Raw genomic sequence first — 26,458 nt, 5'->3', positions numbered from 1 at the left:
GTGATGCTAGAGCACCCGCGGGGATAAGTCAGGCGTTCTTCGTCGCCGAGATGTCGAAGTTCAGCTTGATCTTCTCGGAGACCAGCACGCCGTCGCTCTTCAGCGGGGCGTTCCACGTCAGCCCGAAGTCCGAGCGGTTGATCTCGGTGGAACCCTCGAAGCCGATACGGCTGTTGCCCCACGGGTCGGTGACCTCCCCGTCGAACTCGAACTCGACGGTGACCTGCCTGGTGACGTCCTTGATGGTCAGGTCGCCGGTCACGACGAGGGTGTCGTCGCCGTCGGCGCGGACGTCGGTGGAGGTGAAGGTGATCGTCGGGTAGGTCTCGACGTCGAAGAAGTCCGCGGACTTCACGTGGCCGTCACGGTCGGCGTTGCGGGTGTCGATGGACCCCGCCTGGATCTCCACGGAGATGCTCGCGTCCCGGAGCTCGGGACCCGTGGTGGCCGAACCGGTGAACTCGGTGAAGGATCCGCGGACCTTGGTGACCATCGCGTGGCGGGCGGTGAACCCGATCTCGGAGTGGGCGGGGTCGATGGTGTAGCTGCCGCTGTAGTCGTTGATGCTGCTCATGATGCTGTTCTCCTTCGTGTGGTGCATGACGGTGGCCAGAGTAGACCCATGTAGTTGATGTGTCAACTACTTCCTGTCTGTGGTTCAATGGAGATATGACGAACGGCACGACGACCCCCTGGCTCTCCGAGTCCGAGCAGTGTCTCTGGCGCTCATGGCTGTCCGTGGCCCGGCGCATGGACTCCGCGCTGGCCAGGGACCTCCAACGCGACACCGGCCTGTCCATGGCCGACTACGAGGTCCTGGTGAACCTCTCCGAGGCCGAGGACCACCGGATGCGCATGGCGGTGCTCGCCGACCGGCTGACCTGGGACCGTTCACGGCTGTCCCACCAGATCACCCGCATGATGAACCGCGGCCTGCTCGGCAAGGAGACCTGCAACTCCGACGGACGCGGCGCCTTCGTGGTCCTCACCGACCACGGTCTCGCCACGATACGGGACGCCGCGCCCTCCCACGTCGCCTCCGTCCGGCGGATGATGTTCGACGTGCTCAGCGAGCAGCAGGCCGACGACCTCCGCGGCATCCTGGGGACCCTCGCCGAACAGTTCGGGGACTAGTCACACTCCCCTGCTGAGATCCGAGAACTTCGAGTAGTGCAGCTGGTGGGCGACCTGGATCGTTCCGATCGGGCCACCACGGTGCTTGGCCAGGATCAGGTCGGCCTCGCCGGCCCGCTCGTGGTCACGGTTCTGCGCGTCGGGACGGTTGATCAGCAGGACGATGTCGGCGTCCTGCTCCAGCGAACCGGACTCACGCAGGTCGGAGACGCGCGGCAAGGCGTCGTCGCCACGGGACTCGACACCACGGTTCAGCTGCGAGATCGCGATCAGCGGCACGTCGACCTCCTTCGCCAACAGCTTGAGCTGACGGGAGAACTCGGAGACCTCCTGCTGACGTGACTCGACCTTCTTGCCCGAACTCATCAGCTGCAGGTAGTCGACGACGATCAGGCCGAGGTCGTGCTTCTGCTTGAGCCGGCGGGCCTTGGCCCGGATCTCGGTCATCGTGAGGTTGGGCGAGTCGTCGATGAAGATCGGGGCGTCCTCGATCGCGGTGACCCGCTGGGTCAGCTTGTCCCACTGGGAGTCGACCATCTTGCCGCCGCGCATCACCGACAGCGGCACCTCCGCCTCCGCGGAGAAGACGCGCATCATCACCTCGGACTTGCTCATCTCCAGGGAGAAGAGCACGGACGCACGGTGCTGCTGGACCGACACCGACCGCATGAAGTCCATGGCCAGTGTCGACTTGCCGACACCGGGACGGGCCGCGACGATGATCATCTGCCCGCCGCGGAGACCGTTGGTCATCTCGTCGAGCTCACTGAACCCGGTGAGCACGCCCTGCCCCTGCCCGTCGCCGTTCTCCAGGGCGTCCAGTTCGTCCATGGTGGACTCCAGGAGGTCCTGGAGCACCATGTAGTCCTCCGACGCGGACTCGTTGGTGATGTTGAACATCTCCTGCTGGGCGCGGTCCACCACGCTCTCCAGCTCACTGCCCTCAAGACCGGAGTACCCGTACTGCACGATCCTCGTACCGGCGGCCACGAGACGGCGCAGGACCGCCTTCTCCGCGACCAGGTCGGCGTAGTAGCCGGCGTTCGCCGCGGTGGGGACCTTCGCCGAAAGCTCGTGCAGGTACGGTGCCCCGCCCACGCTCTCCAGGATGCCGTTGTTGTCCAGCCGCCCGGCGAGGATCACCGGGTCGACCTCCATGCCCTCGCCGTAGAGCTCGAGCATGGTCTCGTAGATGGTGCGGTGCGCGGGACGGTAGAAGTCGTCGGGACGCAGACGCTCGACGACGTCCGCGATGGCGTCCTTGCTCAGCATCATGCCGCCGAGCACGCCCATCTCCGCCTCGGTGTTCTGCGGCATCTGACGGGCCTCGAGGAAGGCCCCGCCCGCACCGGTCCCGTTGTCCCGCTTCCGGTAGGTGCCACGCCCCCCGGGGCCCGGAGCCTGCGCAGGCGCGAACGCCTCGCCCTCCCACTGGTCAGGCTCCGGCGGCAGGGGGGCGGCCCCCGCGTCGTCGGCGAAGCTGTCGCGTGCCCGTTCCGGTGTGCTCATGTCCATGATTCTAGCCCCCTTTTCGCGGGCGTCCCGCCCCGCGGCCCGTCAGTGCCGCAATCCTACTCCACACCCCTCCGGGAGGAAGTTGTCCACAGGCTGTGTGCGTGAACTGTGGACAGAATGTGTGCGTAACACCGTCCCTCCTGCACTGCCTGTGGACAACTTGTGGACAGGAAGCGCCCTGACCTGCCATTTTCTAAGACATTGCTGGTCACAGGGGTGACAGTGCGGAATATAAGCGGACGCACGCCGTGGACAACCCGTGTTCACGCAGGCCAGGGGAACCCGGTGCAGCATCGTCCGAGGTCACGGCATAACTAAGTATGCGCATATTTCGTGCATATTGAGGGGCCTCGTCCCCGGGTTGTCCACAGTTGTCCACAGGGCCGTGGGTGGGTGTGCACAACAGTGCACAGCACTGCACAACACCGCCCACGGGTCCGGGCCCCGGACATGCCGAAGGCCCGCCGGCCGGTCAGGAAGACCGGGGCGGGCCCGTCGGACAATGCTGTTGTCTTACAGATGGTGGCGTTCTTCGCCGACGTCGCGGCGGAGACCCGGACCCACGGACACACACCGGTTGTCTAGGCCGGGAACCCCGGGTGTCTAGGCCGGGGAGTGTCCGAAGAACCGTGACGGGTTCCTGCGGCGTGATGGCGAGGAGAGAACTACTTCTCTGCGACGACCTTGAAGTTCAGCGACGCGACGACCTGCGGGTGCAGCTTCACGTCGACGTTGTAGGAACCGGTCGCCTTGACGTCACCCTGGTTGAGGACGATGGTGCGCTTGTCGAGCTCGCGGCCGTTGGCCGCCTTCACGGCGGCGGCGACGTCCTCGGCGGTGACGGAGCCGAACAGCTTGCCCTGCTCCGACGTGCGCACGGTGACCGTGACGTTGTTCAGACGGTCGATCTCGTCCTTGACCTCGCGGGCGTGGTCGAGGTCGCGGATGACCTTGTCCTGCTGGGCACGGCGGATGTTCTCCACCTGACGCTCGGCGCCACGGGTGGCGGTGATGGCGTAGCCGCGCGGCAGCAGGAAGTTGCGTCCGTAGCCGGCCTTGACCTCGACAATGTCACCGGGGACACCGAGGTTGTCGACGGCGGCGGTGAGGATCAGCTTCATGATCCGTAGCCTTTCATGGTTTCGGTAGATCCCGAGGGATCCGGGGATGAACTCACACGGAAGATCAGAACGGCGGTTCGTCGCCGCCGTCGAAACCGGACTGCGGAGCGGAGTTCCACGGGTCGTCGTCCGGCGCGGCGTTACGCCCGCCGAACCCACCCTGGCCCCCGGCGTTACCGCCGAAGCCCTGGCCGGGCTGACCACCCTGGTTTCCCTGCTGACCGCCGAAACCACCCTGGCCGCGGTTTCCACCGAAGCCTCCCTGGTTACCGGCCTGGCCGCCGCCCTGCGGGGCCTGCTGGCCACCGAAGTTCCCGCCCTGACGGGGGGTCTTGGTGACCTGGGTCGTGGCGTACTTCAGGGACGGGCCGACCTCGTCGGCCTCGACCTCGAACACGGTGCGCTTCTCGCCCTCGCGGGTCTCGAAGGAGCGCTGCCGCAGACGGCCCGTGACGATCACCCGGTCACCCTTGGTGAGCGAGTTCGCCACGTTCTCGGCCGCCTGGCGCCACACGTTGCATTGGAGGAACAGTGCTTCGCCGTCCACCCACTGATTCGACTGGGAATCAAACCGGCGCGGCGTGGAGGCCACTCGGAAGTTCGCGACGGCGGAACCGCTGGGGGTGTACCTCAGCTCGGGGTCCGCGACGAGATTTCCGACGACGGTGATCGGGGTGTCTCCCTGTGCCATGCCAGTTTCTCCTGTCAGTCGATGTCAGCGTCGGTCCGACGTTGATCCGGATTCCGTGAGGACGCTTACTTGGCGTCCTTGCGCAGCACCTTGGTGCGCATGATGATGTCGTTCAGGTTCAGAACGCGGTCGAGCTCCTGGACGGTGGCCGACTCACAGCTCAGGTCGACGACAGCGTAGATGCCCTCTTCCTGCTTGTTGATCGGGTACTCCAGGCGACGCTTGCCCCAGATGTCAACCTTGTCGACCGTACCGTTGTCCTTGCGGACCGTCTCGAGGAACTTGTCCAGGGACGGGGAAACGGTGCGCTCATCCTGTGACGGGTCGATGATAATCATCATCTCGTATTGACGCACGGACCTCATCACCTCCTGTGGTCTAGTGTGTTTTCGGCCGTATCCGGGAGTGGTTACGGCAGGAGGGTTCGTTGCGTCAGCAACCTGATCAGGATACACGGCTTCGGGCCTGACCCCAACTTACCCGGACGGCGGACCCGCCGTGGCCCAGAACACCGCCACGATCACAGGGATCACCGTGATGAAGACGATGGCCGCGCCGAACAACCCCCAGATCACCGCCGGACGCCGCTTCGCCATGAAACTGGCGAAGGAGCCGCCGAACAGGAGGAACCCGATGAACACGCTGCCCATGGTGACCAGCAGCTCAGTACTCGACATGACGGCCGCGGATCAGAGGTTGTTGAGGAAGTCGTCGATCATCCGGCCGATGTCGGTGTCCTGGCCGGTGCCGTTGCCCGGGTTCGGCCCGGGAGCGGGGACGTCGTCGGAGGAGTCCCGGTCGGCACCCTCGCCACCCTCGGCGCCACCGGTGTCACCGCCACCCTGCGCCCCGGAGGCGCTGCCGCCGGAGGACGACCCGGCCTGCGGGTCCTGGACGACGGGCACTGAGCTCGCGAACTCCTCGACCTCGTCGTTCACCAGCGCCTCGTTCATGAACCCCTGCCAGATGTCCGACGGCGACTGCGAGCCGTACATGGATCCGCCGTAGCGGCCGTCGACCAGAGGCTGACCGGCGGTGTCACCGATCCACACGGCGGTCGCCAGCTGCGGGGTCGAACCGATCATCCAGGCGTCCTTGTTCTGCCCGGTGTCGCCCAGCTGGGCGGTACCGGTCTTCGCCGCGCTGGGACGCCCGTTGGCCAGGGAGTGGCCGTTGGAGTAGGCCGCGATCGGACCCATGGCCGCGATCACCTCGTCGGCGACCTCCGGCTGCACCACCTGGGTGGACTCCATGTCGGTGTTGTCCATCAGCATCTCACCCTCGGAGGTCTCCACCTTCCACACGAAGTGCGGGGGGATGTAGCGGCCCTGGTTGGTCAGGGTCGCCAGGGCGGACGCCATGTCCAGCGGGCGGGACTGGTACTGACCCAGGGTGATGCCCTCGTAGGGGGTACCGCCGTTCTCGCGCAGGGTCTCACCGATGCCCGGCAGCTCCTTGGCCACGCCCAGACGGTGGGCCATGTCGGCGACGTCCTGCGGGCCACCGTTGAGGTCACGCGCGACACGGATGAAGGAGGTGTTCAGTGAGCGCTTCAGTGCCTCGGCCATGGAGCAGGTGCCGCAGGACTCGCCCTCGACGTTGTTGACCTCGGTGGCTCCCGTGGTGACGGGGGAGGAGTCGTAGGGGGGCGAGGTGGGGATGCCCTGCTCGACGGCGGCGGCCATGGTGAAGATCTTGAAGGTCGAGCCCGTCTGCAGGCCGGCGTTGGCCCAGTCCAGGCCGGTGGGGTCGTCACCGCCGTAGTAGGCGCGCACACCGCCGGTCTTCGGGTCGATCGCCACACCGGCCGAACGGACGGTGTCCGCCTGGGCCTCCATGACGCCGTGCACGTTGTCGACCATGGCGCGCTGGTGGTTGGCGTCGATCGTGGTGGTGATCTTCAGACCACCGGTGTTCACCGCCTCCTCGGTGATGCCGTTGGCGTTCAGCTCGGCGAGGACCTGGCTCTTGATCAGGCCGTTGGTACCCTCCGCCACGGAACCGGAGTCAACCTCCGCGGGGTCGATGACCTCCGGGAAGACCATCTCGTCGCGTTCCTGCCGGGTGATGGACTTCATCTCCACCAGGCCGTCGGCGACGTAGTTCCAGCGCTGCTCGGCCTCCGGACGGTTGGTCCACGGGTCCAGCTGGCTGGGCCGCTGGATGGACGCGGCGAGCACCGCGCCCTCGGCGGGGGTCAGCTCCTGGATCGGCTTGTTGAAGTAGGCGCGCGACGCCGCGGAGATGCCGTAGGCGTTGCGGCCGAAGTAGATGGTGTTCAGGTAGGCCTCGAGGATCTCGTCCTTCGACCACTGCCGCGACATCTTCGAGGAGATCACAAGCTCCTTGCCCTTACGGACCAGACTGCGCTCGTCGCCGACCACCGCGTTCTTCACGTACTGCTGGGTGATCGTCGACCCGCCGCCGGCGTCCTCGCCGGTGAGCTGGCCGAGGGCGGCACGGCCGAACCCGGTCACCGAGAACCCGGGGTTGTCGTAGAAGTCGCGGTCCTCGGCGGCGATCACGGCGTCCCGCACGTGCTCGGGGATCTCGTCGATGTCCACGTTCTGGCGGTTGCCCTCCGGCGGGACGATACGCGCGAGCTCGGTGGTGCCGTCATTGGCGAAGATCTGGGAGATCTGGTTGTTGACCAGTTCCTCCGGCTGCGGGACCTTGGTCACCGAGTAGGCGGCGAAGAACGTCACCAGCGGCACCACGATCAGCACGGCCAGGACAGCCGCCGCCGAGGCGATGAGACGGCCCCACACCGGCTTGCGCGTACGCGCGCGCTTCCGCTTCGTGGAGTCGTTGGGGGTGGTCGAGTCGTTAGTCACGTGGCTGTTCTCTCCGTACTGGATTTACCGGCACCGTACATGTCTTCCCTGACGAGATGATTCCATCCGCAGCGGAGGCAGACCTCCACCGTGTGGACGGCCACCCCGCTCCCGGAGGCACCTGCAGGGTCTGCGCCGGGCTGTTCCTTAGCAGACCGTCCGACGCCGTCAGGAAACAGGGTAGCGAGGATAGCGTCGATCTCCGAAAGACTACGCGCCGTTCCCGATTTTTCCCCCATTGCCGCACCGTGGATCCACCGGCTCTCGCGGAGTCCCGGCGCGCCGCAGACGGGGCAGGGGCGGTCGACCCGGGTCCCCAGCACCTCCGCGGAGGAGAGGAGGCCACGGTCGGCGTCGCAGACGTCCGTCCGACGGCGCTCACCCCGGCGCAGGGCGCGCAGGGTCCGCCGGCGGTCCAGGTCGTGGGAGACGGTGTGGACGGGCTGCACTGTCGACATGATGCGGACCATCCTATCCGCTCCCGGGCCGTGAGTGAATCGGTCAAGATCGCACGTTGACCGGTTAAGTTCCTCTCCACCCCATGTCAGAGGGTGTTTTCCACGGGCCGGAGGGCTAACGTCCGGACCCATGAGTTCACAGGACAACCCCACCATCAAGCTGGCCATCGCCGGCATCGGCAACTGCGCGACCTCGCTGCTCCAGGGCCTGGAGTTCTACAAGGACACCCCGGACGACGACACCGTCCCCGGGCTCATGCACGTCCGGTTCGGCGACTACCACGTGCGTGACATCGAGCTGGTCGCCGCCTACGACGTCGACGCGGACAAGGTCGGCAAGGACGTCTCCGTCGCCACCGAGTCCGGCCAGAACTGCACCATCAAGATCTGCGACCTGCCGGAGCTGGGGGTCACGGTGCGTCGCGGCCACACCGCCGACGGCCTGGGCAAGTACTACCGGGAGACCATCGAGGAGTCCGGCGAACCCGACGCCACCCACGACGAGATCGTCGCGCACCTGCGTGAGACCGGTGCTGACGTGCTCGTGTCCTACCTCCCGGTCGGCTCCGAGGAGGCCGACAAGTTCTACGCCCAGTGCGCCATCGACGCCGGTGTGGCCTTCGTCAACGCCCTGCCGGTCTTCATCGCGTCCGACCCCGAGTGGGCGAAGAAGTTCGAGGACGCCGGTGTGCCGGTCGTGGGTGACGACATCAAGAGCCAGGTCGGTGCGACGATCACCCACCGCGTCCTCGCCCGCCTCTTCGAGGAGCGTGGCGTCACGGTGGACCGCACCTACCAGCTCAACGTGGGCGGCAACATGGACTTCAAGAACATGCTGGAGCGCGACCGCCTCGAGTCGAAGAAGGTCTCCAAGACCCAGGCGGTGACCTCGAACCTCACCGGCTCACTGGCCGGCAAGATCGACGACCGCAACGTCCACATCGGCCCGTCCGACTACGTGCAGTGGCTGGACGACCGCAAGTGGGCCTTCATCCGGCTCGAGGGCCGTGCCTTCGGCGACGCCCCGATCAGCCTGGAGTACAAGCTGGAGGTCTGGGATTCCCCGAACTCCGCCGGTATCATCATCGACGCCGTCCGTGCGGCGAAGATCGCCAAGGACCGCGGGATCGGCGGACCGGTCGACCCGGCGTCGACCTACCTGATGAAGTCCCCCCGTATTCAGCGGCCGGACGACCAGGGACGCGCAGACCTGGAGACCTTCATCAACGAGGGTTAGTCACCCTCATTGTGGGTCAGTAATTATCGGCCGACCTGCGCAGTTAAGGAACTTCACGGGCCTAAAAGTGGTACCAGTATACCTTTCAGGAGCAAAGCACGGTAGATTGGTGACCATGACCGCTACCCCGTCTGAAGTCGCGAAGCGCCTGCGACCCGTCGTCACGCGGATGTACCTGTTGTACTTCCGCCAGACCACGCAGTCCAGCATCAGTACCGCGCAGCTCTCCATCATGATGAACCTCCAGACCCACGGAGCTCTGCGCATCAGTCAGATCGCCGACCTTGAGTCCATCAGGATGCCCACCGCGTCGAACGCGATCAACCACCTCGAGTCGCTGGGGCTCGTCTCCCGCGTCCGGGACGTGAGTGACCGCCGCGGTGTCCGGGTGAAGCTCACGGACCTCGGCCGCACCGAACTGGCGCGTATCGGGGAGGAACGCGACAAGCAGATGGCGAACATCCTGAGCGTCCTCGACCCGGAGCAGCTGGAGAAGGTGGAGGAGTTCATCCCCACCCTGGAGGCCGGCATGGAGGTCTTCGACTCCCGTCGCATGGGGGAGAAGTAGCCGGTGGACCCGCTACGGGTGTTGCTGGCCTGGCGGCCCGACGGGGATCCCGGCGGAGTCAGCACCGGCACCGACACCGCGGCCTTCGTCTCCTGGCTCGCCAGGACGGCGGAGATCAGCGTCAAGCCGGTCACCGTCATCCCCCGGATCTGGCCTGAGGGTGTCGGCCGGGACGACGCCTCCGACGCCGCCGCGGCCCGCCGCTTCGAGGAGTGGGCGGCCGCGGAGTCCTCGGCCTGTCACGCCGCGGCCCGCACCGCACTCACCGAGGCCGGTGTCCCGGAGTCGATGATCGACGACAGCGACGAGCTGCTCCACAGCCACTCCGAGACGACCGCGCTGATCCGCTCCGCCGAGGAGTTCAGCGCCGACCTCATCGTCGTCGGTTCCCGGTACGGGACCTCAGGCGGGCCCGTCGGGCGTTTCCGGGCCGGCTCCACCGCCGATGCGCTGCTGCACTGCGCGCCACTGCCGGTGGTGACGGTGCCCCGCACACCCACCCTGTCGAAGCACGGGGTCACCCGCGTCAGCTGCGCCTACGTCGACAACGAGCAGTCCCACCAGGCGCTGCGGAAGGCCGCAGACCTGGCGTCCCGCTGGGGCGTGCCGCTCCGCCTCGTGGCCTTCAGCCCCACCGGCGCGTCGATGTACCCCACCCTCACACCCTTCCCCGACGCCGCCGAGGCGGACGAACGGTGGCGTGGTCAGGCCCTCGACATCCTCGCCCGTGGCCGGGAACGTGCCGAGGAACGGCACCCGGACCTGCGCGTCGAGACCGAGGTCGGGTCCGGGCCCGGCTGGAGCGGAGCCATGGACGACGTCCACTGGAAGAAGGGCGAGGTCCTCGTGGTCGGCTCCTCTGTACTCGGGGCCTTCAACCGGGTCTTCATCGGCCCGTCGACCAATCAGCTCCTGGCGCATTCACCGGCACCGGTGCTCGTCAGTCCCGTCTGAGTGCGGCGGTAGCCGAGCGGAGGGGGACGGGGACTAGACTCGGGGGCATCATGTCCGATCAGTCCAGCAGTTCAGAGCTCCCCGACCCGCTCGACCGTCTCGAAGACCTCGACCGGCGCACGTCCGTGCGTCAGGCCTGGCAGTTGGCGATCGGGTTCCCCGTGGTCACCATCCTTGTCTGGGTCCTGCTCGACCAGACGTTGGGCGACACCGCCACCACCCGGATCGTCCCCACCGTGGTCGCGATGTTCGGCCCGGTGACCGCCGGCCTCGTCGTGCTGCACAAGTGGCGGCGCTACCAGTGGTGGCAGCCGTTCATGGGCACGCTGTGGTGGTTGATCCCCTTCTTCCTGATCATCTTCACCACGCTGCCGATCCCACTCATCGCCGGACACTGAGCCACCCGCGGTAGCGCACCCGCACAACCGCCGCGCCAGCAACGCCCCCAGTGTCGGATTGTCGCCCTCCCCGGTAGGTTTCCGGGCCGGAACCCTACCTGGGAGGGCGACAATCCGACATCGGGGAGGGGAAGGGGAGAGGAGGGGACCGGAGCCCCTTCCGCCGGGGCTACTTGGCGACGATGTTCACCATCTTGCCGGGGACCACGATGATCTTCGCCACGGTCTTTCCCTCGACGTGGGCGGCCACGTTCGGCTCGGCCAGCGCCGCGGCCTCGACGTCCTCACGTGCGGCGTCTGCGGCGACAGTCACCCGGCCCCGGACCTTGCCCATGACCTGCACCGGGAGTTCCACGGTGTCGTCGACGAGCCATTTCTCGTCCCACGCGGGGAAGGTCTCGTGGGCGAGTGAGCCCTCGTGCCCGAGACGTGACCACATCTCCTCGGCGATGTGCGGGGCGACGGGCGCCATCATCAGCACCAGCGGCTCCACCGCCTCCCGCGGCGCCTGCGAGCCCGCGTACGCCTTCGTGAGGTGGTTGACGTACTCGATGAGCTTGGCGACGGCGGTGTTGTCGCGCAGGTGCGCGTAGTCGTCGTGGACCCCGGCGACGGTGCGGTGCACTGCCCGCAGGTCGTCGTCGGTCAGGTCGGCGTCGGACACCGCGGTGTCCCCGGTGGCCTCGTCGACGACGAGCCGCCAGGCACGCTGCAGGAAGCGCTGCGCACCGACGACGTCCTTCGTGGCCCAGGGACGGGAGGTGTCCAGCGGGCCCATCGACATCTCGTAGACCCGCAGGGTGTCGGCGCCGTAGTTGTCGCAGATCTCGTCGGGGGAGACGGCGTTCTTCAGGGACTTGCCCATCTTGCCGTACTCCTGGGTGACCTCCTCGCCGTTGTGGTAGAACTTCCCGTCCTTCTCCTCGACCTCCTCGGCGGGCACGTAGACGCCGCGGGAGTCGGTGTAGGCGTAGGCCTGGATGTAGCCCTGGTTGTAGAGCCGGTGGTAGGGCTCGTAGGAGCTGACGTGGCCGAGGTCGTAGAGGACCTTGTGCCAGAACCGGCTGTAGAGCAGGTGCAGCACGGCGTGCTCCACACCGCCGACGTAGAGGTCCACGCCGCCGGAGGGCGCGCCCTCGCGCGGCCCGGTCCAGTAGCGTTCGTTCTCGATGTCGACGAGGGCGTCGCTGTTGGTCGGGTCGATGTAGCGCAGCTGGTACCAGGACGAGCCGGCCCACTGGGGCATCACGTTGGTGTCGCGCCAGTAGGTCTTCTCGCCGTCGCCGAGGTCGAGGGTGACCTCGACCCAGTCCCGTGCCTTGGCCAGGGGCGGCTGGGGTTCGGAGGTGGCGTCGTCCGGGTCGAAGCTGACGGGCCGGTAGTCCTCCACCTCGGGCAGTTCCACGGGCAGCATGGACTCCGGGAGGGCGTGGGCGACCCCGTCGGCGTCGTAGACCACGGGGAAGGGCTCACCCCAGTAGCGCTGGCGGGCGAAGAGCCAGTCGCGCAGCTTGTACTGGATCTTCTCCTCGCCGACGCCTTGCTCGGTCAGCCAGGCGACGGTGGCTTCGATGGCCTCGGCCTTGTCCATGCCGTTGAGGTCGAGGCCGTTGCCGGACCAGCCGTTGGCGGAGTTCACCAGCACGCCGTCGCCGGTGTAGGCGGCTTCGGTGACCGGGACGTCGCCCCCGGAGACGACCTCGGTGACGGGCAGGCCGAAGACGGTGGCGAACTCGTGGTCGCGCTCGTCGTGGCCGGGCACGGCCATGATGGCGCCGGTGCCGTAGCCGGTGAGGACGTAGTCGGCGATGAAGACGGGGATCTGCGCACCGTTGACCGGGTTGGTGGCGTAGGCGCCGGTGAAGACGCCGGTCTTCTCCTTGTTCTCCTGCCGTTCCAGGTCGGTCTTCGAGGCGATGGCGGCACGGTAGGACGCCACGGCCTCCGCCGGGGTCGCCGCGCCGTCGGTCCAGCGCGGGTCGACGTCGTCACCGTAGGCGGCGTCGCCGACGAGGCGGTCGACGAGCTCGTGCTCGGGGGCCAGGACCATGTAGGACGCACCGAAGAGGGTGTCGGGTCGGGTGGTGAACACCCGGATCGGGCCGGCGTCGCTGGCGAAGTCCACCTCGGCGCCGCGGGAGCGTCCGATCCAGTTGCGCTGCATGGACTTGACCTTGTCGGGCCAGTCGAGGTCCTCGAGATCGTCGAGCAGGCGGTCGGAGTAGGCGGTGATGCGCATCATCCACTGGGACAGCCGCTTACGGAAGACGGGGAAGTTGCCGCGCTCGGAGCGTCCGTCTGCGGTGACCTCCTCGTTGGCCAGGACGGTGCCGAGCCCGGGGCACCAGTTGACGGTGCTGTTGGAGCGGTAGACGAGGCGGTGCCCGTCGAGTTCGGCCTGCTTCTGTGCGGGGGTCAGGTCGGCCCAGTCGGGGCGCTCGGCGGCGAACTTCTCCTCGAGTTCGTTGATCGGGCGCGCCTTCTGCGACTCCGGGTCGAACCACGAGTTGTAGATCTGCAGGAAGATCCACTGCGTCCAGCGGTAGAAGTCGGTGTCGGTGGTGGCGACGACGCGACGGCGGTCGTGGCCGAGTCCCAGTCGGCCGAGCTGGCGCTCCATGTTCTCGATGTTGGCGCTGGTGGTGGTGCGCGGGTGGGTACCGGTCTGCACGGCGTACTGCTCGGCGGGCAGGCCGAAGGCGTCGTAGCCGAGGGTGTGCAGGACGTTGCGCCCCAGCATGCGGTTGAAGCGGGCGTAGACGTCGGTGGCGATGTAGCCCAGCGGGTGGCCGACGTGCAGGCCGACACCGGAGGGGTAGGGGAACATGTCCTGGACGAAGAGCTTCTCCCGGGACGAGGAGTCCAGCGGCTGCCCGGGGTCGGCGAGTTCGCCGACGGGGTTCGGGGCATTGAAGGTTCCGTTGTCGCGCCAGTACCCCTGCCAGCGGCTTTCGATGTCGCCGGCGAGTTCCGGGGTGTAGCGGTGGGACGTGGACTCGCCAGATTCGCTCCGAGGGTTAGTCATGTCCAGCCATTGTAATAGACTGGTCAGCATGATTGTCCTCTCTGTCCTGCTGTTCGTCCTGGGCGCTGCCGTGCTGGTCACCGGTGTGCTCTCCGTCACCGCGAAACTGCCGGGGAACAGGTGGGTGGGCCTGCGTGTCCCCGAGGTGCGCAAGAGCCGTGAGATGTGGGACACCGGCCACCGCATCGCCGGCCCGACGTGGACCGGGGCGGGTGTCGCCCTCATCGCCGCGGGGCTGGTCAGCCTGCAGGGCGGGTGGCTGTGGGTCATCTCCGGCCTGCTGGTGGTCGGCGCACTGTTCCTCGTCGGGATGGGTGCGGCACTGGCGGCGCAGACGTTGGCGAAGATCGACCACATGAAGGCCCGGCGGGCTGAGGAGCAGCGCGCCTCGGCCGGGTGCTGCTCCTCCGGGGCCTCGGGGGCCTCGGGGGCGTCAGACTCGTCGGCCTCCTGCGGCGGTGACTGCGGCGGCTCCTGCGGCGGCCACGACACGGCCGACGCAGCCCCGGTGGAGCTGGACCTCGACGCGGCCCGTCGGGCGGCGGCGTCCAGCGACGGGAAGTAGGCGTCGTGTGACCCGCACAGTGGCGGTCTGCGGTTCGGTGAACATGGACACCTTTGTGCGCACGGGGCATTTCCCGGCGGCGGGGGAGACGGTGATCGCCTCCCCGAACGGGCAGGCGCTGGGCGGCAAGGGGGCCAACCAGGCCGTGGCGGCCGCACGGTTCCTCCAGGGCCGGGACGCCCGGGTCGTCCTGCACGCCACGGTCGGCCGGGACGCCGACGGTGACCGGGCCGTCGCGGAACTGCGGGACGCCGGGGTGGACGTCTCCGCCGTCGCCCGTACGCGGGACGCGCCGACCGGGCAGGCGTTCATCATGAACGACGGCACCGGCGAGAACATCATCGTGGTGACCTCGGGCGCCAACGAGGTCACCGACCCTGCGGGGGTCGACGGTGCGGCGGACGTACTGCTGGCCCAGGGTGAGCTGACCCCGGCGCACTCGGCCGCCCTGCCCGCCCTCGCGGCACGGCTGGGCGCCCGGTTCGTCCTGAACCTCGCCCCGGTGACCACCCGCGACCCGGACCTCGTCGCCGCGGCCGACCCTCTCGTCCTCAACGAGACCGAGGCCGCTGAACTCGCTCCCGACGGCGACCCCTCCCACCTGGCCCGGTCGGTGCTGGTCACGTTGGGTGCGCACGGCGCGGTGCTCTACGAGGGGGCGGAGCGGACCGACATCCCGCCGCGGCCCGTCGCCGAGGTCGTCGACACCACCGGCGCGGGGGACGCGTTCTGCGGGACCCTCGCCGCCGCGCTCGCCGAGGGTGCGTCGCTGGTGGACGCTGCCGAGGTCGCGACCGCGGCGGGGAGCCTGGCCGTTCGCTCGAGGGGTGCCTCGGCGTCCTACGCCTCACGGGCGGAGATCCTCCACCTCGCAGGCTGAGGAATATCATCAACTATAGTGTCTCACCATGAGGAACTTTATTAACCGTATCGTGGGATACCGCCCGGATCTCCTGATCATCCTGATCGTCCTCGGCGTGGTCCTCGCCCTCGTCTTCCCCGCGCGGGACGGGTTCGCCGACGTCATGGACTGGGTCGTGAAGATCGCCATCGGCCTGCTCTTCTTCCTCTACGGGGCCCGCCTGTCGACCCGCGAGGCCCTCAACGGCCTGAAGCACTGGCGGCTGCACCTGCTGATCCTGGCGTTCACCTTCGTCGTCTTCCCCCTGGTCGGCCTCGCCCTGATGCCGCTGAAGGGGGTCATCGGCGACGAGCTCTACCAGGGCATCCTCTTCCTCACCCTGGTGCCGTCCACGGTGCAGTCCTCGGTGGCCTTCACCTCCATCGCACGGGGCAACATCCCCGGGGCCATCGTCAGCGCCTCCGCGTCGAACCTCATCGGCGTCTTCGCCACACCGCTGCTGGTGCTCCTGCTGATGACCGGCACCGACGGGGGACTGCACATCGACACCTCCGTCTTCGTCGACATCGCCCTGCAGCTGCTCGCCCCGTTCATCCTGGGCCAGCTCATGCGCAACGTGCCCGGCGTCGCCACGGTCGCCGGTGCGAAACCCACCGGCTACGTCGACAAGATCTCCATCGGCCTGGTCGTGTACGTGGCCTTCTCCGAGGGCATCGTGATGGGCGTGTGGAGTTCGGTGTCCTGGGGCGCCATCGTCGGCATCTGCGTCGGCTCCGTGATCGGCGTCTACGCGATGCTGTGGCTGACCTCGTGGACCGCCCGACGCCTCGGCTTCGGCTACCGGGACCAGGTCGCCATCCAGTTCTGCGGCACCAAGAAGTCCCTGGCCTCCGGGCTCCCCATCGCCGCGGTGCTGTTCAGCGGCGGCGCCGGACTGGTCATCGTGCCGCTGATGATCTTCCACCAGATCCAGCTGATGATCTGCTCCGGACGGGCGGCGACGTACGCCGCGAAACAGCCGGAGAACACCTGGTAGGTTCAGCCGGTCCGCGGCACCAGCGCAGCCACCCGGTCAGAGAACCGCCACTCGTCCCGGCGACGGGCGGTGCGCTGCAGCACTCCACGCTGCGCCAGCCACGTCATCAGCGACCGGGCGTCCGCCTCCCCGGCCTGCTGCAGCAGAGCCGCCACCTCGAGGTCGACCGTCCCCGTCGACATCAGGTGACGCAGCACCACCAGGGTCGCGGCGTCACGGGCCACGCCGCGCCCGTACTCGGCGCGCACCGCGGTCAGCAGGCCGACGAACTCCATGTCCGGCTCCCCGTTGAACAGGGTCACGTCCACCGCGTCCTCCTTCGCGTCGACGACCGGTGGTTCGAAACCCGCCGACAGCATCGCCAGCCACATCCGGTCGAAACCCCGCGAGGACCAGCGCTCCAGACCGAGCAGCTGCATCGCGTTGAGCAGGGCCGGGTTGCGTGGCTGCGACGGCCCCGAAAGCAGCCGGTCGGCCGTCTTCCCGCCCGGCAGGCCACCGGGGGAGTGGACCCGGATCATGTCCGGGGACTGGAAGACCACCACCGGGTCCGGACGTGACCAGTCCCGGTGCACCAGCGCATTGGTGATCGCCTCGTCCGCCGCCGCCGCTGGGATGGAGGAGTCGTCGTGCGCCCGGACCAGGTCCCGCAGTGACGTCGCCGTGAGCACCAGCGGCAGGTCGAGCACCGTCTCGGTCGGCGGGTGGCCCGACTCCGCCTCGCCGGCCCGGTAGAGGTGGCGCACCCCCGGCGCGCGGTGGAACAGGAGCTCCGCGGCGACCGTCGGCCCGCCCCCGGTGAGCAGGTCCAGCTTCGCCAGCAGGCCGGTCCCGGTGCCGTCACCGTTGGGCAGCGTGCCCGCCCGCTGCGCTGTGGCGAGGAGGTCACGACCGGCCGCCAACGCCTCCACGTCGTAGTCCTGCAGAGGCACCGTGGAACGCCGCGCCGTGTGGTCGGGGTTGCCGCGGGCCCGGGCGAGCAGCTCCCTCGGCTCACCCTCCAACGGCAGGCAGGCGTCACCCACACGGTGCCGGACGGTCCCGTCCGGGCCGGTGTACACCGCCAGCCCCGCAGGCACCCGGACGACGATGATCCGCGCACCGTGGGCGTAGGCGTCCCACGCGTCCACCGTGAGATGGGGACGGGTGCGGGTGAAGATCAGGTGGGCGATCTTCGCCGGGTCGCGGTCAGTGCCGTTGAAGGCGTCCGGCCCGGGCGTGCGGTCGGCGATCCCGAAGACGATGAATCCGCGGCCCGCCGAACCGTTGGCGAAGCAGCACGCCGTCCTGACCAGCATGTCCGCCGCCTTCTCGTCCGGGCGGCGGGTGGGGGTGTGGACCGGGTCCTCCTTGAAGTCCAGGACGCTGGACTCCAGGTCGTCCGCGACGGCCCCGTCCAGGATCCGGTCGAGTGCCTCGGCGACGTCCCGGGGGAGGGCACGCCTCCGCTCCCCTGCAGGTTCCATGACGCCGACGGGCTACACGCCGCGGATGTCGCCGGCCACCGGCCGTGACCGCTTGACGTAGCCCAGACGTGGACGGAACCCCGCCGGATGCTTCAGCTGCGCCACACAGTCGGCGATGACGAGACGGAACCTGGGGTCCATCGCCGGCAGCTGGGCCACAGGGAACCACCCGACCTCCACCGACTCCTCGTCGTTGACCTGTGGCTCCGGAGCGCTGTCCGGGGTGAGGACACAGCGCACCGTGGTGTCCATGAAGCTGCACACGTCACCGTTCGGGTAGGTGACCGGACCCACCGCTCCGGTGCCGATCAGCGCGTCGACCTCCACCGTGAGGCCGGTCTCCTCGGCGACCTCCCGCACCGCCGCGTCCGCGACCTCCTCACCGGGGTCGATGATGCCGCACACCGGTGTCCAGCGGCCGTCGTCGGCGCGCTTGACCAGCAGGACGTCCGGCGTGGCGAAGACCGGGGCGTCCTCCGGGACGTCCCGGACCACCACGGCGGTGACCCCCGGGAGCCACAGCGGCGCGTGGCCGACCCGCGCCCGGAGCTCGGAGATGAAAGACGGTGTACCCATGGGAGGACAGTCTAGTACCGGCGACGCCCACGCGCTGTCCCCGGAAGCAAGGTTACGGTACCTTTACCTCCATGAGACGTTCACTGCTGCGCATCGGCGCCGCCACCACCGCCCTGGCCACGGGCATCGCACTGGCATCCTGCACCTCAGGCGACAGCGGGGACGGCGGACCGTCCGGCACCACCTCCACCGCCACAGACGCCTTCCCCGTCTCCGTGTCGACCACCTTCGGCGACGTCGAGATCCCTGCCCAGCCCACCCGGGTCGTCGCCCTCGGCTGGGGCGACGCCGACATCGCACTGAACCTGGGCGTCCAGCCCGTCGGCGCCAGCGACTTCCTCGGGTTCGGCGGCGACGGCGTGAGCCCCTGGAACGCGGAGACCTACGACGAATCGCCCGAGATCGTCTCCGGCGGCGGCAACCAGGACGTCGACGTCGAGAAGATCGCCGCCCTGGACCCGGACCTCATCCTCAACGTGAAGGCCGCCGGCGACCGGGAGACCTACGACCGCCTGTCCGAGATCGCCCCGACAGTCTCCGCACCCGAGGGCGGCGAAGGCTACACCGTCGGCCGGGACGAGCAGGTCGAGATGATCGCGAAGGCCCTCGGCGAGTCCGCCAAGGGCGACGAGATCAACCAGGAGGTCGACGACGCCGTCACCCGCGTGCGCGACGACCACCCGGAATGGGCGGACAAGACCGCCTCCGTCATCTCCAAGTACGGCGAAGGCTGGGCCGCCTACCTCCAGGGCGACGGCCGGACAGACCTGCTGACCTCCCTGGGCTTCAGTTCGCCCGACGCGGTGGAGGAGGCCGGGAAGGACGGCGAGAAGAACTCGGACACCTTCTTCACCCAGCTCTCCGACGAGAACCTCGACACCGCGGACGCGGACGTCGTCGTCGGCTTCCCGATCGGCATCACCCGGGAGGAACTCGAGGATCTGGGACCGTGGAAGAACCTCGGCGCGGTGAAGGCGGGACACGCGGTCGTCGCCGACGACGACCTCTCCCAGGCGTTCTCGCTCGGCACGCCGGACGCGGTGCTCTGGGCCCTGCAGCAGATCACCCCGAAGCTCGAGGACGCCACCCGCTGACCCTGCCCCCGCATCCCCTCGATGTCGGATTGTCGCCCTCCCAGGCAGGAAATCGGCCTGATCGGCTACCTGGGAGGGCGACAATCCGACATCGGCGCCTCTGCGGGGCCCCGATCGTGTTAGATCAGGACATGGGGGCATTCGGGGGAATCCACTGGAACCAGGCTGCGCGCGACGGGCGGATACGGCCGGGACGCGGCCCCAACTTCACACGACGGGTCCTCCCCACCCGCATCCCCGTGCTGCGTACCGCGGAACTCTCCCGCGGAACCCCACGATCGGCGGTGGACACCTGGGAGAAACCGGTACGACGCGTCGTCCTGCCCCCACTGCCCGAGGGCGCCGACACCACCTCCCGCCTGGGTCCGCGCGGGTACGGGGACGACCCCTCCCCGTACCCCTGGGACGTCGTCACCCGTGCCCGTGCCCTGTGGCTGCTCACCCGGGACGCGGTTGTCGGCGGGTGGGCTGCCGCGGCACTGCACGGGCTGCCGCACTGGGCTGACAACGAGAGGGTCGTCCTGCTGTCCACCCGGACGCGCCGCAACAACACCGGAACACACGGCGCCGTGTTCCGGGCCTTCACACCCGGCACGCAGACCGTGTCCCCGGACCCGGCGTTCCCGGGGATGCAGGTCGTCACGGCCGCGACCGCCGCCGCCCAGTGCCTCGCCACGATCCTCACCGGCAAGAAGACGTGGTACGTGCACCGTGTCCCCGGCATGGAGGACCGGCACGTCCGCGCGGTCCAGTTCATCGACGCCATGTACCAGTGCACCCACCTCACCGCCGGGACGGTCCTCGCGGGTGCCAGAGGCATCGTCTGCCGTCGGACCCTGAAACGGCTCCTCGCACTGACCGACTACGGTGCGCAGTCGCCGATGGAGACCGTGCTGCGTCTGGTCGTGCGCGACCGACTGCCGGACGGCTGCCGGTGGACCTCCCAGGTCAGGATCGACCTCGGGAAAGGGCGGTCTACCGTGCCGGACCTGGCCTGCCCCGAGTTGGGTGTCGCGCTGTACTACGACGGACGGCACCATGACGCGGCCGGGCAGACGGACACCGACTTCACCCTGTTCCAGAGGCTGAAGAACAAGGACTGGGAGGCGGTGCGCGTCAACCGGGCACTGCTCGCCGACCTCGAGGAACTGTCAGAGCAGCTCCAGGGGGCGGTACTCCGGGCGTGTGCCGCCCGGCCTCCCCGGCCTTGAGACTGTCCTGAGATGTCGGATTGTCGCCCTCCCAGGCAGGGTTTCGGCCCGCACAGCTACCTGGGAGGGCGACAATCCGACATCGGAAAAGGAGGGGAGGACGGGAGGGGCCCGTTCAGAAGACCAGGTTCACCAGCAGCATGTACACCACGGTGCCGAACAGGATCGACATCGTCGCCGAGCGCCGCCACAGGTGCAGCGCCGCGGTCGCGGCCACGGCGATCACCGCCGCCCCCACACCACCGGGATTCTCCGTGGAGTTGACCAGTGTGTACAGCACCAGCACGGTCATCACCCCGGCGGGCATCGCGATCCCCAGCCAGGCGACCAGGGCGGACTCGCGGAAGTAGCGCATCGCCGCGAAGGGCAGTGCGCGCAGCAGCAGTGTCACTGCGCCGACCGCGCCGAGGATCAGCAGGGTGTTGGTCAGGTCCACGCCTGCGGGCAGCCCGTCAGACACCGCGGTCCTCCTTCCGGCGGGTCCACAGGAACCTCACCACCAGGTACACGAAGTACAGCGAGAGCCCGACGAGCAGCATCTGGTCCCGGCTCACGGCGAAGCCCACCGCCCCTGCCACGACCGCGACGACCGGCAGCCACACGTCCCGGCTGACGTCGAGTGCCTCGATCGCCAGGACCACGAACAGTGCGGTCAGTGCGAAGTCCAGGCCCACGAGGTCCAGCGGCAGTGCGGAGCCGACCAGTGCCCCGACGACGCCGAAGACCACCCAGGCGGACTGGCAGAACACCTGCACCGCCATGACCCGCGGCTGGGTCCACGCGGACTTCGTCTTCGTGGACAGGATCGCGTAGGTCTCGTCGGTCAGCGAGTAGATCCCGTAGGCCTTCGCGGCCGGTGAGCGGACGGCCTCCACGGGGTAGCTCAGTCCGTAGAAGACGTGCCGGAAGTTCACCAGGAACCCGTACAGCGCCGCGGAGAGTGGGGCGACACCCCCGGTGACCAGCGTGATCGCCAGGAACTCCATGGAGCCGGCGTAGAGGACGATGCTGAACACCGGTGTCCACCACCACGCGAACCCGGTCTGGGTGACCAGCAGCCCGAACGCGAGTCCCAGGGGGATCAGCCCCAGGGCCACCGTCCAGCTGTCCCTGACGCCCTTCCGGAACTCCGCCGTGGCGGTGGGGCTCACCCCTGCTCCTTCCACCAGCGTCTCAGCTCCGCGACGGCCTCGTCGCGGTCCATCGGCCCGCGGTCCAGGCGCAGTTCCTTGAGGAAAGCCCAGGCCCGGCCGACCTCGGGCCCCGGCGGCAGGTCGAGGATGGTCATGATCTCGTTGCCGTCCAGGTCGGGGCGGACGGCGTCGAGGTCCTCCTGCTCCCTGAGTTCGACGATGCGGGTGTCGAGGTCCTCGACGGCGCGTTGGAGCCGTCCGGCCTTGCGCCTGTTCCGGGTGGTGCAGTCCGCCCGGACGATGACCTGCAGCTGGGGGAGGAGGTCGCCGGCGTCGGCGACGTAGCGTCGGACGGCGGAGTCGGTCCAGGCGCCGTCGCCGTAGCCGTGGAAGCGCATGTGGAGGAACACCAGTTGGCCGATGTCCTGGATCTGCCGTTTCGGGTACTTCAGCGCCTTGAGCCGGCGGCGTGCCATTCGGGCGCCGACCACCTCGTGGTGGTGGAAGGTCACCGCCCCGGTGTCGGTGAACTCGCGGGTGTCGGGTTTGCCGATGTCGTGCAGCAGGGCCGCCCACCGCAGCACCAGCCGGTCGGTGTCGGTGGCCCCGTCGCCCAGGCGTCCCTCCAGTTCGGTGGCGTTGCGCAGGACCTGCAGGGAGTGGGCGTAGACGTCCTTGTGCTGGCGGTGCTCGTCCTGGGTGAGTTTCAGGGCGGGCAGTTCGGGCAGGACGTGGTCGGCGAGCCCGGTGTCGACCATCATGTCGAGTCCGGTCCAGGGCTCGGCGCCGAGCATCAGCTTGTTCAGTTCGGCGGCGACACGTTCGGCGGTGATGCGGTTGATCTGGTCGGCCATGCCGGTCATGGCGGTGCGCACCCGGTCGGCCACGGTGAAGCCCAGTTGGGAGGCGAACCGGCAGGCGCGGAGCATGCGCAGCGGGTCGTCGTGGAAGGACTGTTCGGGGGCGGCCGGGGTGTCGAGGACGCCGGCGGCGAGGTCGTCGAGCCCGTTCAGCGGGTCGCGGAGCCGGTGCTCGCCGTCGGGGGCGAGTTCGAGTGCGATGGCGTTGCAGCGGAAGTCGCGGCGCACCAGGTCGCCGTCGAGGGTGTCGCCGAAGGTGACCTCGGGGTTCCTGGACTCGCCGTCGTAGGCGTCGGCGCGGAAGGTGGTGATCTCCACGGTGAGGCCGTGGAACATCGCGGAGACGGTGCCGAACTCGATGCCGGTGTCCCAGACGGTCTCGGCGACGTCGTCGAGGACGGCGGTGACCGTGTCGGGTCGGGCGTCGGTGGTGAAGTCCAGGTCGAAGTCGGTCTCCGGGGTCAGTCGGCCGAGCAGGGCGTCGCGGACGGACCCGCCGACGAGGTAGAGCCGGTGTCCGCGGGCGGCGAAGGCGTCCGCCAGTGCGGTGAGTGCCCGGTCGGTCCTGGCGTCGTCCTTCACCGCCGACCATGCGGTGGCGAGCATCGTCGCCGTGTCTGCCGGGGCTGCCGTGCCTGCCGTGCCTGTGTTGTCCTCGGTACCCTCTGTCTGCCGTCGCGTCACCCCCCGGATTTTACAGTTCCCACAAACCGCCCCGCAGGCACTACCCTTGTTCCCCATGAACCAACGGCGTCGCCGCTCCAACGGGAGCCCCTCACGGCCGGACCAGCGCCGGTCTCCGGCACGCTCCGTTCAGCAGCGTGACCACAGTGAACTGCCGACCTCGGTGGAGACCAGCGCCGGCGGTCTCGTGCTGTCGGGCCTGGCCGAGGCGGTCCGGGGGGACGGCTCGGTCGACCTGTCGCGGATGTACGTCGCCCTCATCGGGCGGCTGGACCGTCGTGGCCGGCTACTGTGGTCGATCCCGAAGGGCCACATCGAGCCGGACGAGTCCCACCACACCACGGCCGAGCGTGAGGTGTGGGAGGAGACCGGTGTCAGCGGTGAGGTCGTCAGCGACCTGGGCACGATCGACTACTGGTTCGTCTCCGAGGGGCGGCGGATCCACAAGACGGTGCACCACCACCTGCTGCGCTACGTCGACGGTGACCTCAATGACGAGGATCCCGAGGTCACTGAGGTGGCGTGGCTGCCGGTGAGCAACCTCGTGGAGCGTCTCGCCTACGCTGACGAGCGCAAACTCGCCCGTCAGGCCCACGACCGGTTGCCCGACCTCGCCCGCGCGGAGGCGAAGGCCGGGCGACGTACGCCGCGGTAGTGATGGGCCGGTTGTCGGGAGCGGCACGACCGCTGGCCTGCGCTGCGGCGGCGGTGGTGGGTGTCGTCGGCACGTCGGGCCTGTCACCGGTCGCGGCGCAGGAGCTCCCGGTCGGGGGGACGGTGTGGGCGAACCCGGAGTCGCGGTCGGCGGACCCGGACAGCGGTGTGTCGTTGGAGATCCTCGGGCAGCAGCCGGCGACGGTCACCGGCGACGGCGCACTGGACCTACGCGTCCGGGTGACGAACTCCTCGGACCAGGAGCTGTCGGGGCTGCAGTTGCGGACCCAGCACCAGAACGCGGTGGAGCGTCCGGACGACGTGGCCACCTCCCTGATCTCGAACCAGGGGGAGTACCCGTGGGTGGGCCCGTTCCAGCAGCTCGACGGCACCCTGGCGCCCGGTGAGGACCGTCAGTTCCGGCTGACGGTGCCGGTCGACGGCCGTGCGGGCAGTCTCAGCGGGCTGGGGGTGGACGGCCCGGGGGTCTACCCGCTGCTGCTCAACCTCAACGCGGACCTCGGGGGGTCGGGCACGTCCTTCGTCGCCGCCACGCGCACGACGGTGACGGTGACGGAGGACGGGACCGGCACCACGGACGGCCCCGACGCCGGGCGTCCGGCGGGGATCACGATGCTGTGGCCGCTGTCGTCGAGCGCCACCGCCGGCGCGGCGCAGGTGGGCGACGCCCCGGAGCCCAGTGAGCTGTACCTGCCCGATGAGTCGTTGGCGGAGGAGCTGCGGCCGGAGGGGCGGCTGGGCACCCTGCTGTCGACCTACCGGGCGGCGGCCGCGGAGTCCGACGAGCTGAAGGAGGCGACGTGCGTCGCGGTGGACCCTGATCTCCTGGAGACGGTGTCGCGGATGAGCGGGGGCTACCGGGTCGGTGAGGCCCCCAGCCCGGTCGAGGAGCCGGTGCGGCTCCGTGACCGGTGGACGGAGGGCCGCGGCGGAGACGATTCCGTGGAGGGGACCGGTGCCGCGGACGCCTCGTCGTGGCTGGAGGAGCTGCGCACCGTCGTCGACGGCCAGTGCACCGTCCCGCTGCCTTTCGCCGGGGCTGACGTGGACGCGGTCACCGGTGTCGGTGACGCACGCGTCTCGGAGCTGGCGGACCGGGGTGCGGAGACCATCTCCGAGATCCTCGACACGGAGCCGGCCACCGGGGTGGTGGTCCCGGGGTCGGGGTACGTCTCGGAGGAGTCGGTGCGACGGTTCGGCGACACCGACCGGGAGACCCCGACCACGGTGCTCGTGGCGGAAGACACGGTGACCACGGAGGACGGAGGCGACGCCGGGGTCGTCACCCTGCCCGGGGGGACGCGGGCCCTGCGGTTCCCCGCGGCGCTGGGGTCCGCGCTCGCGGCGACAGGGGAGAACCCCACCACCGCCGCCTACAGTGCGCCGGCGTCACGTCGTGACCTCGGTGACGACAGCACGGCGGAGCGGATGGCGGCCGCCGTCGGCGTGCTCGACCTGGAGCTCCGCGACGCCGGGGCGGAGGACGGCTCCCCGGCGGGCAACGTCATCGCCGCACCGCCGGCGGAGTGGACCGTCGGCGGAGACGACGCGGAGACGTGGCTCGAGGCCGTGTCCGGCCGGCTGGAGGACGGTTCGGCACGCGCGGTGTCCTTCGGGGCGGCGCTGCGCGGGGTGGCGTCCGACGGCACGGTGCAGGAGCCTGTGGCCGACCCCGCACCGGTGGGGGAGGATGAGCTGGCCCGGGGCCGGGAGCTCGCCGGGGACGTGCACGACGTCACCCGGATCATGGTCGACGACGACAATGTCGCGCTCACCCCGGAGATCTTCACCAGGCCGATGGTCGACGACCTGCTGCGGTCGTTGACGGACAACCGCCGCCGCGTCGCCGGGGAGGACGTGTCGGCCCGGGAGCGTGCCGCCGAGCGTCGTGACCGGGTGCGGGCGCTGATCCACGACCTGCGCGAGTCGGTGTCGCTGCTCCCGCCGGGGAGCGTCTTCACCCGGACAAGCGACTCCTCGCCGCTCATCGTGGTGGCCCGCAACGGTCTCCCGTTGCCTGTGCGGGTCAACGTCGACTACGAGTCCGGGGACGGGGTGAAGCTCAACACGCCCGGGCTGCAGCAGATTCCGGCACAGGGCAGTGTGACCCTCCAGATGACGACGTCCTTCCCTGCGGACATCCGGGAGACCGATCTGACCATGTTCCTGGAAACCCCGGATGACATGCGCATTTCCGATCCGGTGACGATCCGCATGGCCTCCGGCCCCGGCGGCGGGGCGCTCGTGGTGGGCGTCGGCGTGGCCGTCGTCTTCGGCCTGTTCGCCCTGATCCGGGTGACGAAAAGACGCCGTCAGTTAGCGAACCGCCGGGGGAGTGCACGAAGATAGAGCGGTGACTGA

The 26,458-nt window shown here is 69.0% G+C and carries 25 protein-coding genes and 1 pseudogene; 12 read left to right on the top strand and 14 right to left on the bottom strand.

The window, feature by feature from the left end; translation table 11 throughout:
* Positions 1-28: 28 nt before the first annotated feature.
* The gene (locus Q0A34_RS01425) at positions 29-574 is read right to left on the bottom strand and encodes a YceI family protein (RefSeq protein ID WP_291477761.1); all 546 of its coding nucleotides are present in this window, start codon (positions 572-574) and stop codon (positions 29-31) included.
* Between the two features lie 95 nt (positions 575-669).
* Between Q0A34_RS01425 and Q0A34_RS01420 the strand changes: the two genes are divergently transcribed.
* Entirely contained in the window at positions 670-1,134 is a 465-nt protein-coding gene (locus tag Q0A34_RS01420; RefSeq protein ID WP_291477759.1) for a MarR family winged helix-turn-helix transcriptional regulator, read from the top strand.
* On the opposite strand, the gene dnaB is transcribed toward Q0A34_RS01420, so the two are convergent.
* The 7 genes from dnaB to Q0A34_RS01385 all read right to left on the bottom strand — a co-directional run bounded on the left by dnaB (position 1,135) and on the right by Q0A34_RS01385 (position 7,753).
* Positions 1,135-2,643, bottom strand: coding sequence for a replicative DNA helicase (gene dnaB / locus Q0A34_RS01415; protein ID WP_291477757.1), 1,509 nt, complete (start codon positions 2,641-2,643; stop codon positions 1,135-1,137). It lies immediately after the preceding gene.
* A 671-nt stretch (positions 2,644-3,314) separates the two neighbouring features.
* Positions 3,315-3,770: a 50S ribosomal protein L9 gene (gene rplI, locus Q0A34_RS01410; RefSeq protein ID WP_291477756.1), complete on the bottom strand. Its 456-nt coding sequence runs from the start codon at positions 3,768-3,770 to the stop codon at positions 3,315-3,317.
* 64 nt (positions 3,771-3,834) lie between these two features.
* Entirely contained in the window at positions 3,835-4,461 is a 627-nt protein-coding gene (locus Q0A34_RS01405) for a single-stranded DNA-binding protein (protein ID WP_291477754.1), read from the bottom strand.
* 65 nt (positions 4,462-4,526) lie between these two features.
* Positions 4,527-4,826 (bottom strand): 30S ribosomal protein S6, encoded by a 300-nt coding sequence (gene rpsF, locus Q0A34_RS01400; RefSeq protein WP_291477752.1) that lies wholly within the window; start codon positions 4,824-4,826, stop codon positions 4,527-4,529.
* 111 nt (positions 4,827-4,937) lie between these two features.
* Positions 4,938-5,138 carry a hypothetical protein gene (locus Q0A34_RS01395; protein ID WP_291477750.1) on the bottom strand — a complete coding sequence of 67 codons (201 nt, stop codon included), beginning with the start codon at positions 5,136-5,138 and terminating at the stop codon, positions 4,938-4,940.
* Positions 5,139-5,150: 12 nt separating this feature from the next.
* Positions 5,151-7,229 (bottom strand): transglycosylase domain-containing protein, encoded by a 2,079-nt coding sequence (locus tag Q0A34_RS01390; protein WP_291477803.1) that lies wholly within the window; start codon positions 7,227-7,229, stop codon positions 5,151-5,153.
* 62 nt (positions 7,230-7,291) lie between these two features.
* On the bottom strand, positions 7,292-7,753 hold the full coding sequence (locus Q0A34_RS01385) for a DUF5318 family protein (protein WP_291477748.1): 462 nt from the start codon (positions 7,751-7,753) through the stop codon (positions 7,292-7,294).
* A 130-nt stretch (positions 7,754-7,883) separates the two neighbouring features.
* Here Q0A34_RS01385 and Q0A34_RS01380 point away from each other — a divergent pair, with 130 nt between their 5' ends.
* From Q0A34_RS01380 to Q0A34_RS01365, 4 genes are all read left to right on the top strand, one after another.
* Positions 7,884-8,990, top strand: a complete 1,107-nt coding sequence (locus Q0A34_RS01380; protein WP_291477746.1) for an inositol-3-phosphate synthase — start codon at positions 7,884-7,886, stop codon at positions 8,988-8,990.
* A gap of 115 nt (positions 8,991-9,105) precedes the next feature.
* The gene (locus Q0A34_RS01375) at positions 9,106-9,558 is read left to right on the top strand and encodes a MarR family transcriptional regulator (protein ID WP_291477744.1); all 453 of its coding nucleotides are present in this window, start codon (positions 9,106-9,108) and stop codon (positions 9,556-9,558) included.
* A gap of 3 nt (positions 9,559-9,561) precedes the next feature.
* Positions 9,562-10,512, top strand: a complete 951-nt coding sequence (locus tag Q0A34_RS01370; protein ID WP_291477742.1) for a universal stress protein — start codon at positions 9,562-9,564, stop codon at positions 10,510-10,512.
* Between the two features lie 50 nt (positions 10,513-10,562).
* Complete coding sequence (locus tag Q0A34_RS01365) at positions 10,563-10,910, top strand: hypothetical protein (protein ID WP_291477740.1); 348 nt, start codon at positions 10,563-10,565, stop codon at positions 10,908-10,910.
* Between the two features lie 169 nt (positions 10,911-11,079).
* On the opposite strand, the gene leuS is transcribed toward Q0A34_RS01365, so the two are convergent.
* Positions 11,080-13,935, bottom strand: coding sequence for a leucine--tRNA ligase (leuS, locus tag Q0A34_RS01360; RefSeq protein WP_291477738.1), 2,856 nt, complete (start codon positions 13,933-13,935; stop codon positions 11,080-11,082).
* A 28-nt stretch (positions 13,936-13,963) separates the two neighbouring features.
* Here leuS and Q0A34_RS01355 point away from each other — a divergent pair, with 28 nt between their 5' ends.
* The 3 genes from Q0A34_RS01355 to Q0A34_RS01345 are packed head-to-tail and all read left to right on the top strand — an operon-like array spanning position 13,964 to position 16,398.
* Positions 13,964-14,500: an SdpI family protein gene (locus Q0A34_RS01355; RefSeq protein ID WP_291477736.1), complete on the top strand. Its 537-nt coding sequence runs from the start codon at positions 13,964-13,966 to the stop codon at positions 14,498-14,500.
* A gap of 7 nt (positions 14,501-14,507) precedes the next feature.
* Entirely contained in the window at positions 14,508-15,380 is an 873-nt protein-coding gene (locus Q0A34_RS01350; RefSeq protein WP_291477734.1) for a ribokinase, read from the top strand.
* A gap of 28 nt (positions 15,381-15,408) precedes the next feature.
* Positions 15,409-16,398, top strand: a complete 990-nt coding sequence (locus Q0A34_RS01345) for a bile acid:sodium symporter family protein (RefSeq protein WP_291477732.1) — start codon at positions 15,409-15,411, stop codon at positions 16,396-16,398.
* Between the two features lie 2 nt (positions 16,399-16,400).
* On the opposite strand, the gene Q0A34_RS01340 is transcribed toward Q0A34_RS01345, so the two are convergent.
* Together Q0A34_RS01340 and Q0A34_RS01335 are read right to left on the bottom strand one after the other, a co-directional pair.
* Positions 16,401-17,864 carry an RNA-binding domain-containing protein gene (locus Q0A34_RS01340; protein WP_291477730.1) on the bottom strand — a complete coding sequence of 488 codons (1,464 nt, stop codon included), beginning with the start codon at positions 17,862-17,864 and terminating at the stop codon, positions 16,401-16,403.
* Positions 17,865-17,876: 12 nt separating this feature from the next.
* A complete protein-coding gene (locus tag Q0A34_RS01335) occupies positions 17,877-18,440 on the bottom strand; it encodes an NUDIX domain-containing protein (protein ID WP_291477728.1) in 564 nt (187 codons plus the stop codon).
* A gap of 71 nt (positions 18,441-18,511) precedes the next feature.
* On the opposite strand from Q0A34_RS01335, the gene Q0A34_RS01330 reads away from it, so the two are divergent.
* Complete coding sequence (locus Q0A34_RS01330; protein ID WP_291477725.1) at positions 18,512-19,534, top strand: iron-siderophore ABC transporter substrate-binding protein; 1,023 nt, start codon at positions 18,512-18,514, stop codon at positions 19,532-19,534.
* 131 nt (positions 19,535-19,665) lie between these two features.
* Positions 19,666-20,745: a hypothetical protein gene (locus Q0A34_RS01325; RefSeq protein WP_291477724.1), complete on the top strand. Its 1,080-nt coding sequence runs from the start codon at positions 19,666-19,668 to the stop codon at positions 20,743-20,745.
* A 115-nt stretch (positions 20,746-20,860) separates the two neighbouring features.
* Here Q0A34_RS01325 and Q0A34_RS01320 read toward each other — a convergent pair whose 3' ends face one another.
* Genes Q0A34_RS01320 through Q0A34_RS01310 form a run of 3 tightly spaced genes read right to left on the bottom strand, consistent with a single transcriptional unit; the run spans position 20,861 to position 23,344 of the window.
* Entirely contained in the window at positions 20,861-21,205 is a 345-nt protein-coding gene (locus Q0A34_RS01320) for an AzlD domain-containing protein (protein WP_291477723.1), read from the bottom strand.
* On the bottom strand, positions 21,198-21,896 hold the full coding sequence (locus tag Q0A34_RS01315) for an AzlC family ABC transporter permease (RefSeq protein ID WP_291477721.1): 699 nt from the start codon (positions 21,894-21,896) through the stop codon (positions 21,198-21,200). The genes Q0A34_RS01320 and Q0A34_RS01315 overlap by 8 nt, the downstream gene beginning before the upstream one ends.
* Positions 21,893-23,344 (bottom strand): CCA tRNA nucleotidyltransferase, encoded by a 1,452-nt coding sequence (locus Q0A34_RS01310; RefSeq protein ID WP_291477801.1) that lies wholly within the window; start codon positions 23,342-23,344, stop codon positions 21,893-21,895. Before Q0A34_RS01310 ends, Q0A34_RS01315 begins: the two co-directional genes overlap by 4 nt.
* Before the next feature lie 235 nt (positions 23,345-23,579).
* On the opposite strand from Q0A34_RS01310, the pseudogene Q0A34_RS01305 reads away from it, so the two are divergent.
* Together Q0A34_RS01305 and Q0A34_RS01300 are read left to right on the top strand one after the other, a co-directional pair.
* Positions 23,580-24,077, top strand: a pseudogene (locus Q0A34_RS01305) (NUDIX hydrolase); the annotation flags it as partial.
* Between the two features lie 2 nt (positions 24,078-24,079).
* Positions 24,080-26,446, top strand: coding sequence for a hypothetical protein (locus tag Q0A34_RS01300; RefSeq protein WP_291477800.1), 2,367 nt, complete (start codon positions 24,080-24,082; stop codon positions 26,444-26,446).
* The last annotated feature ends 12 nt before the right edge of the window (positions 26,447-26,458 follow it).

Source organism: Corynebacterium sp., from assembly GCF_022712195.1.
Taxonomy (GTDB): Bacteria; Actinomycetota; Actinomycetes; order Mycobacteriales; family Mycobacteriaceae; genus Corynebacterium.
Note: the sequence above shows the minus strand (reverse complement) of the source record. Positions and strands in the feature narration are given on the sequence as shown.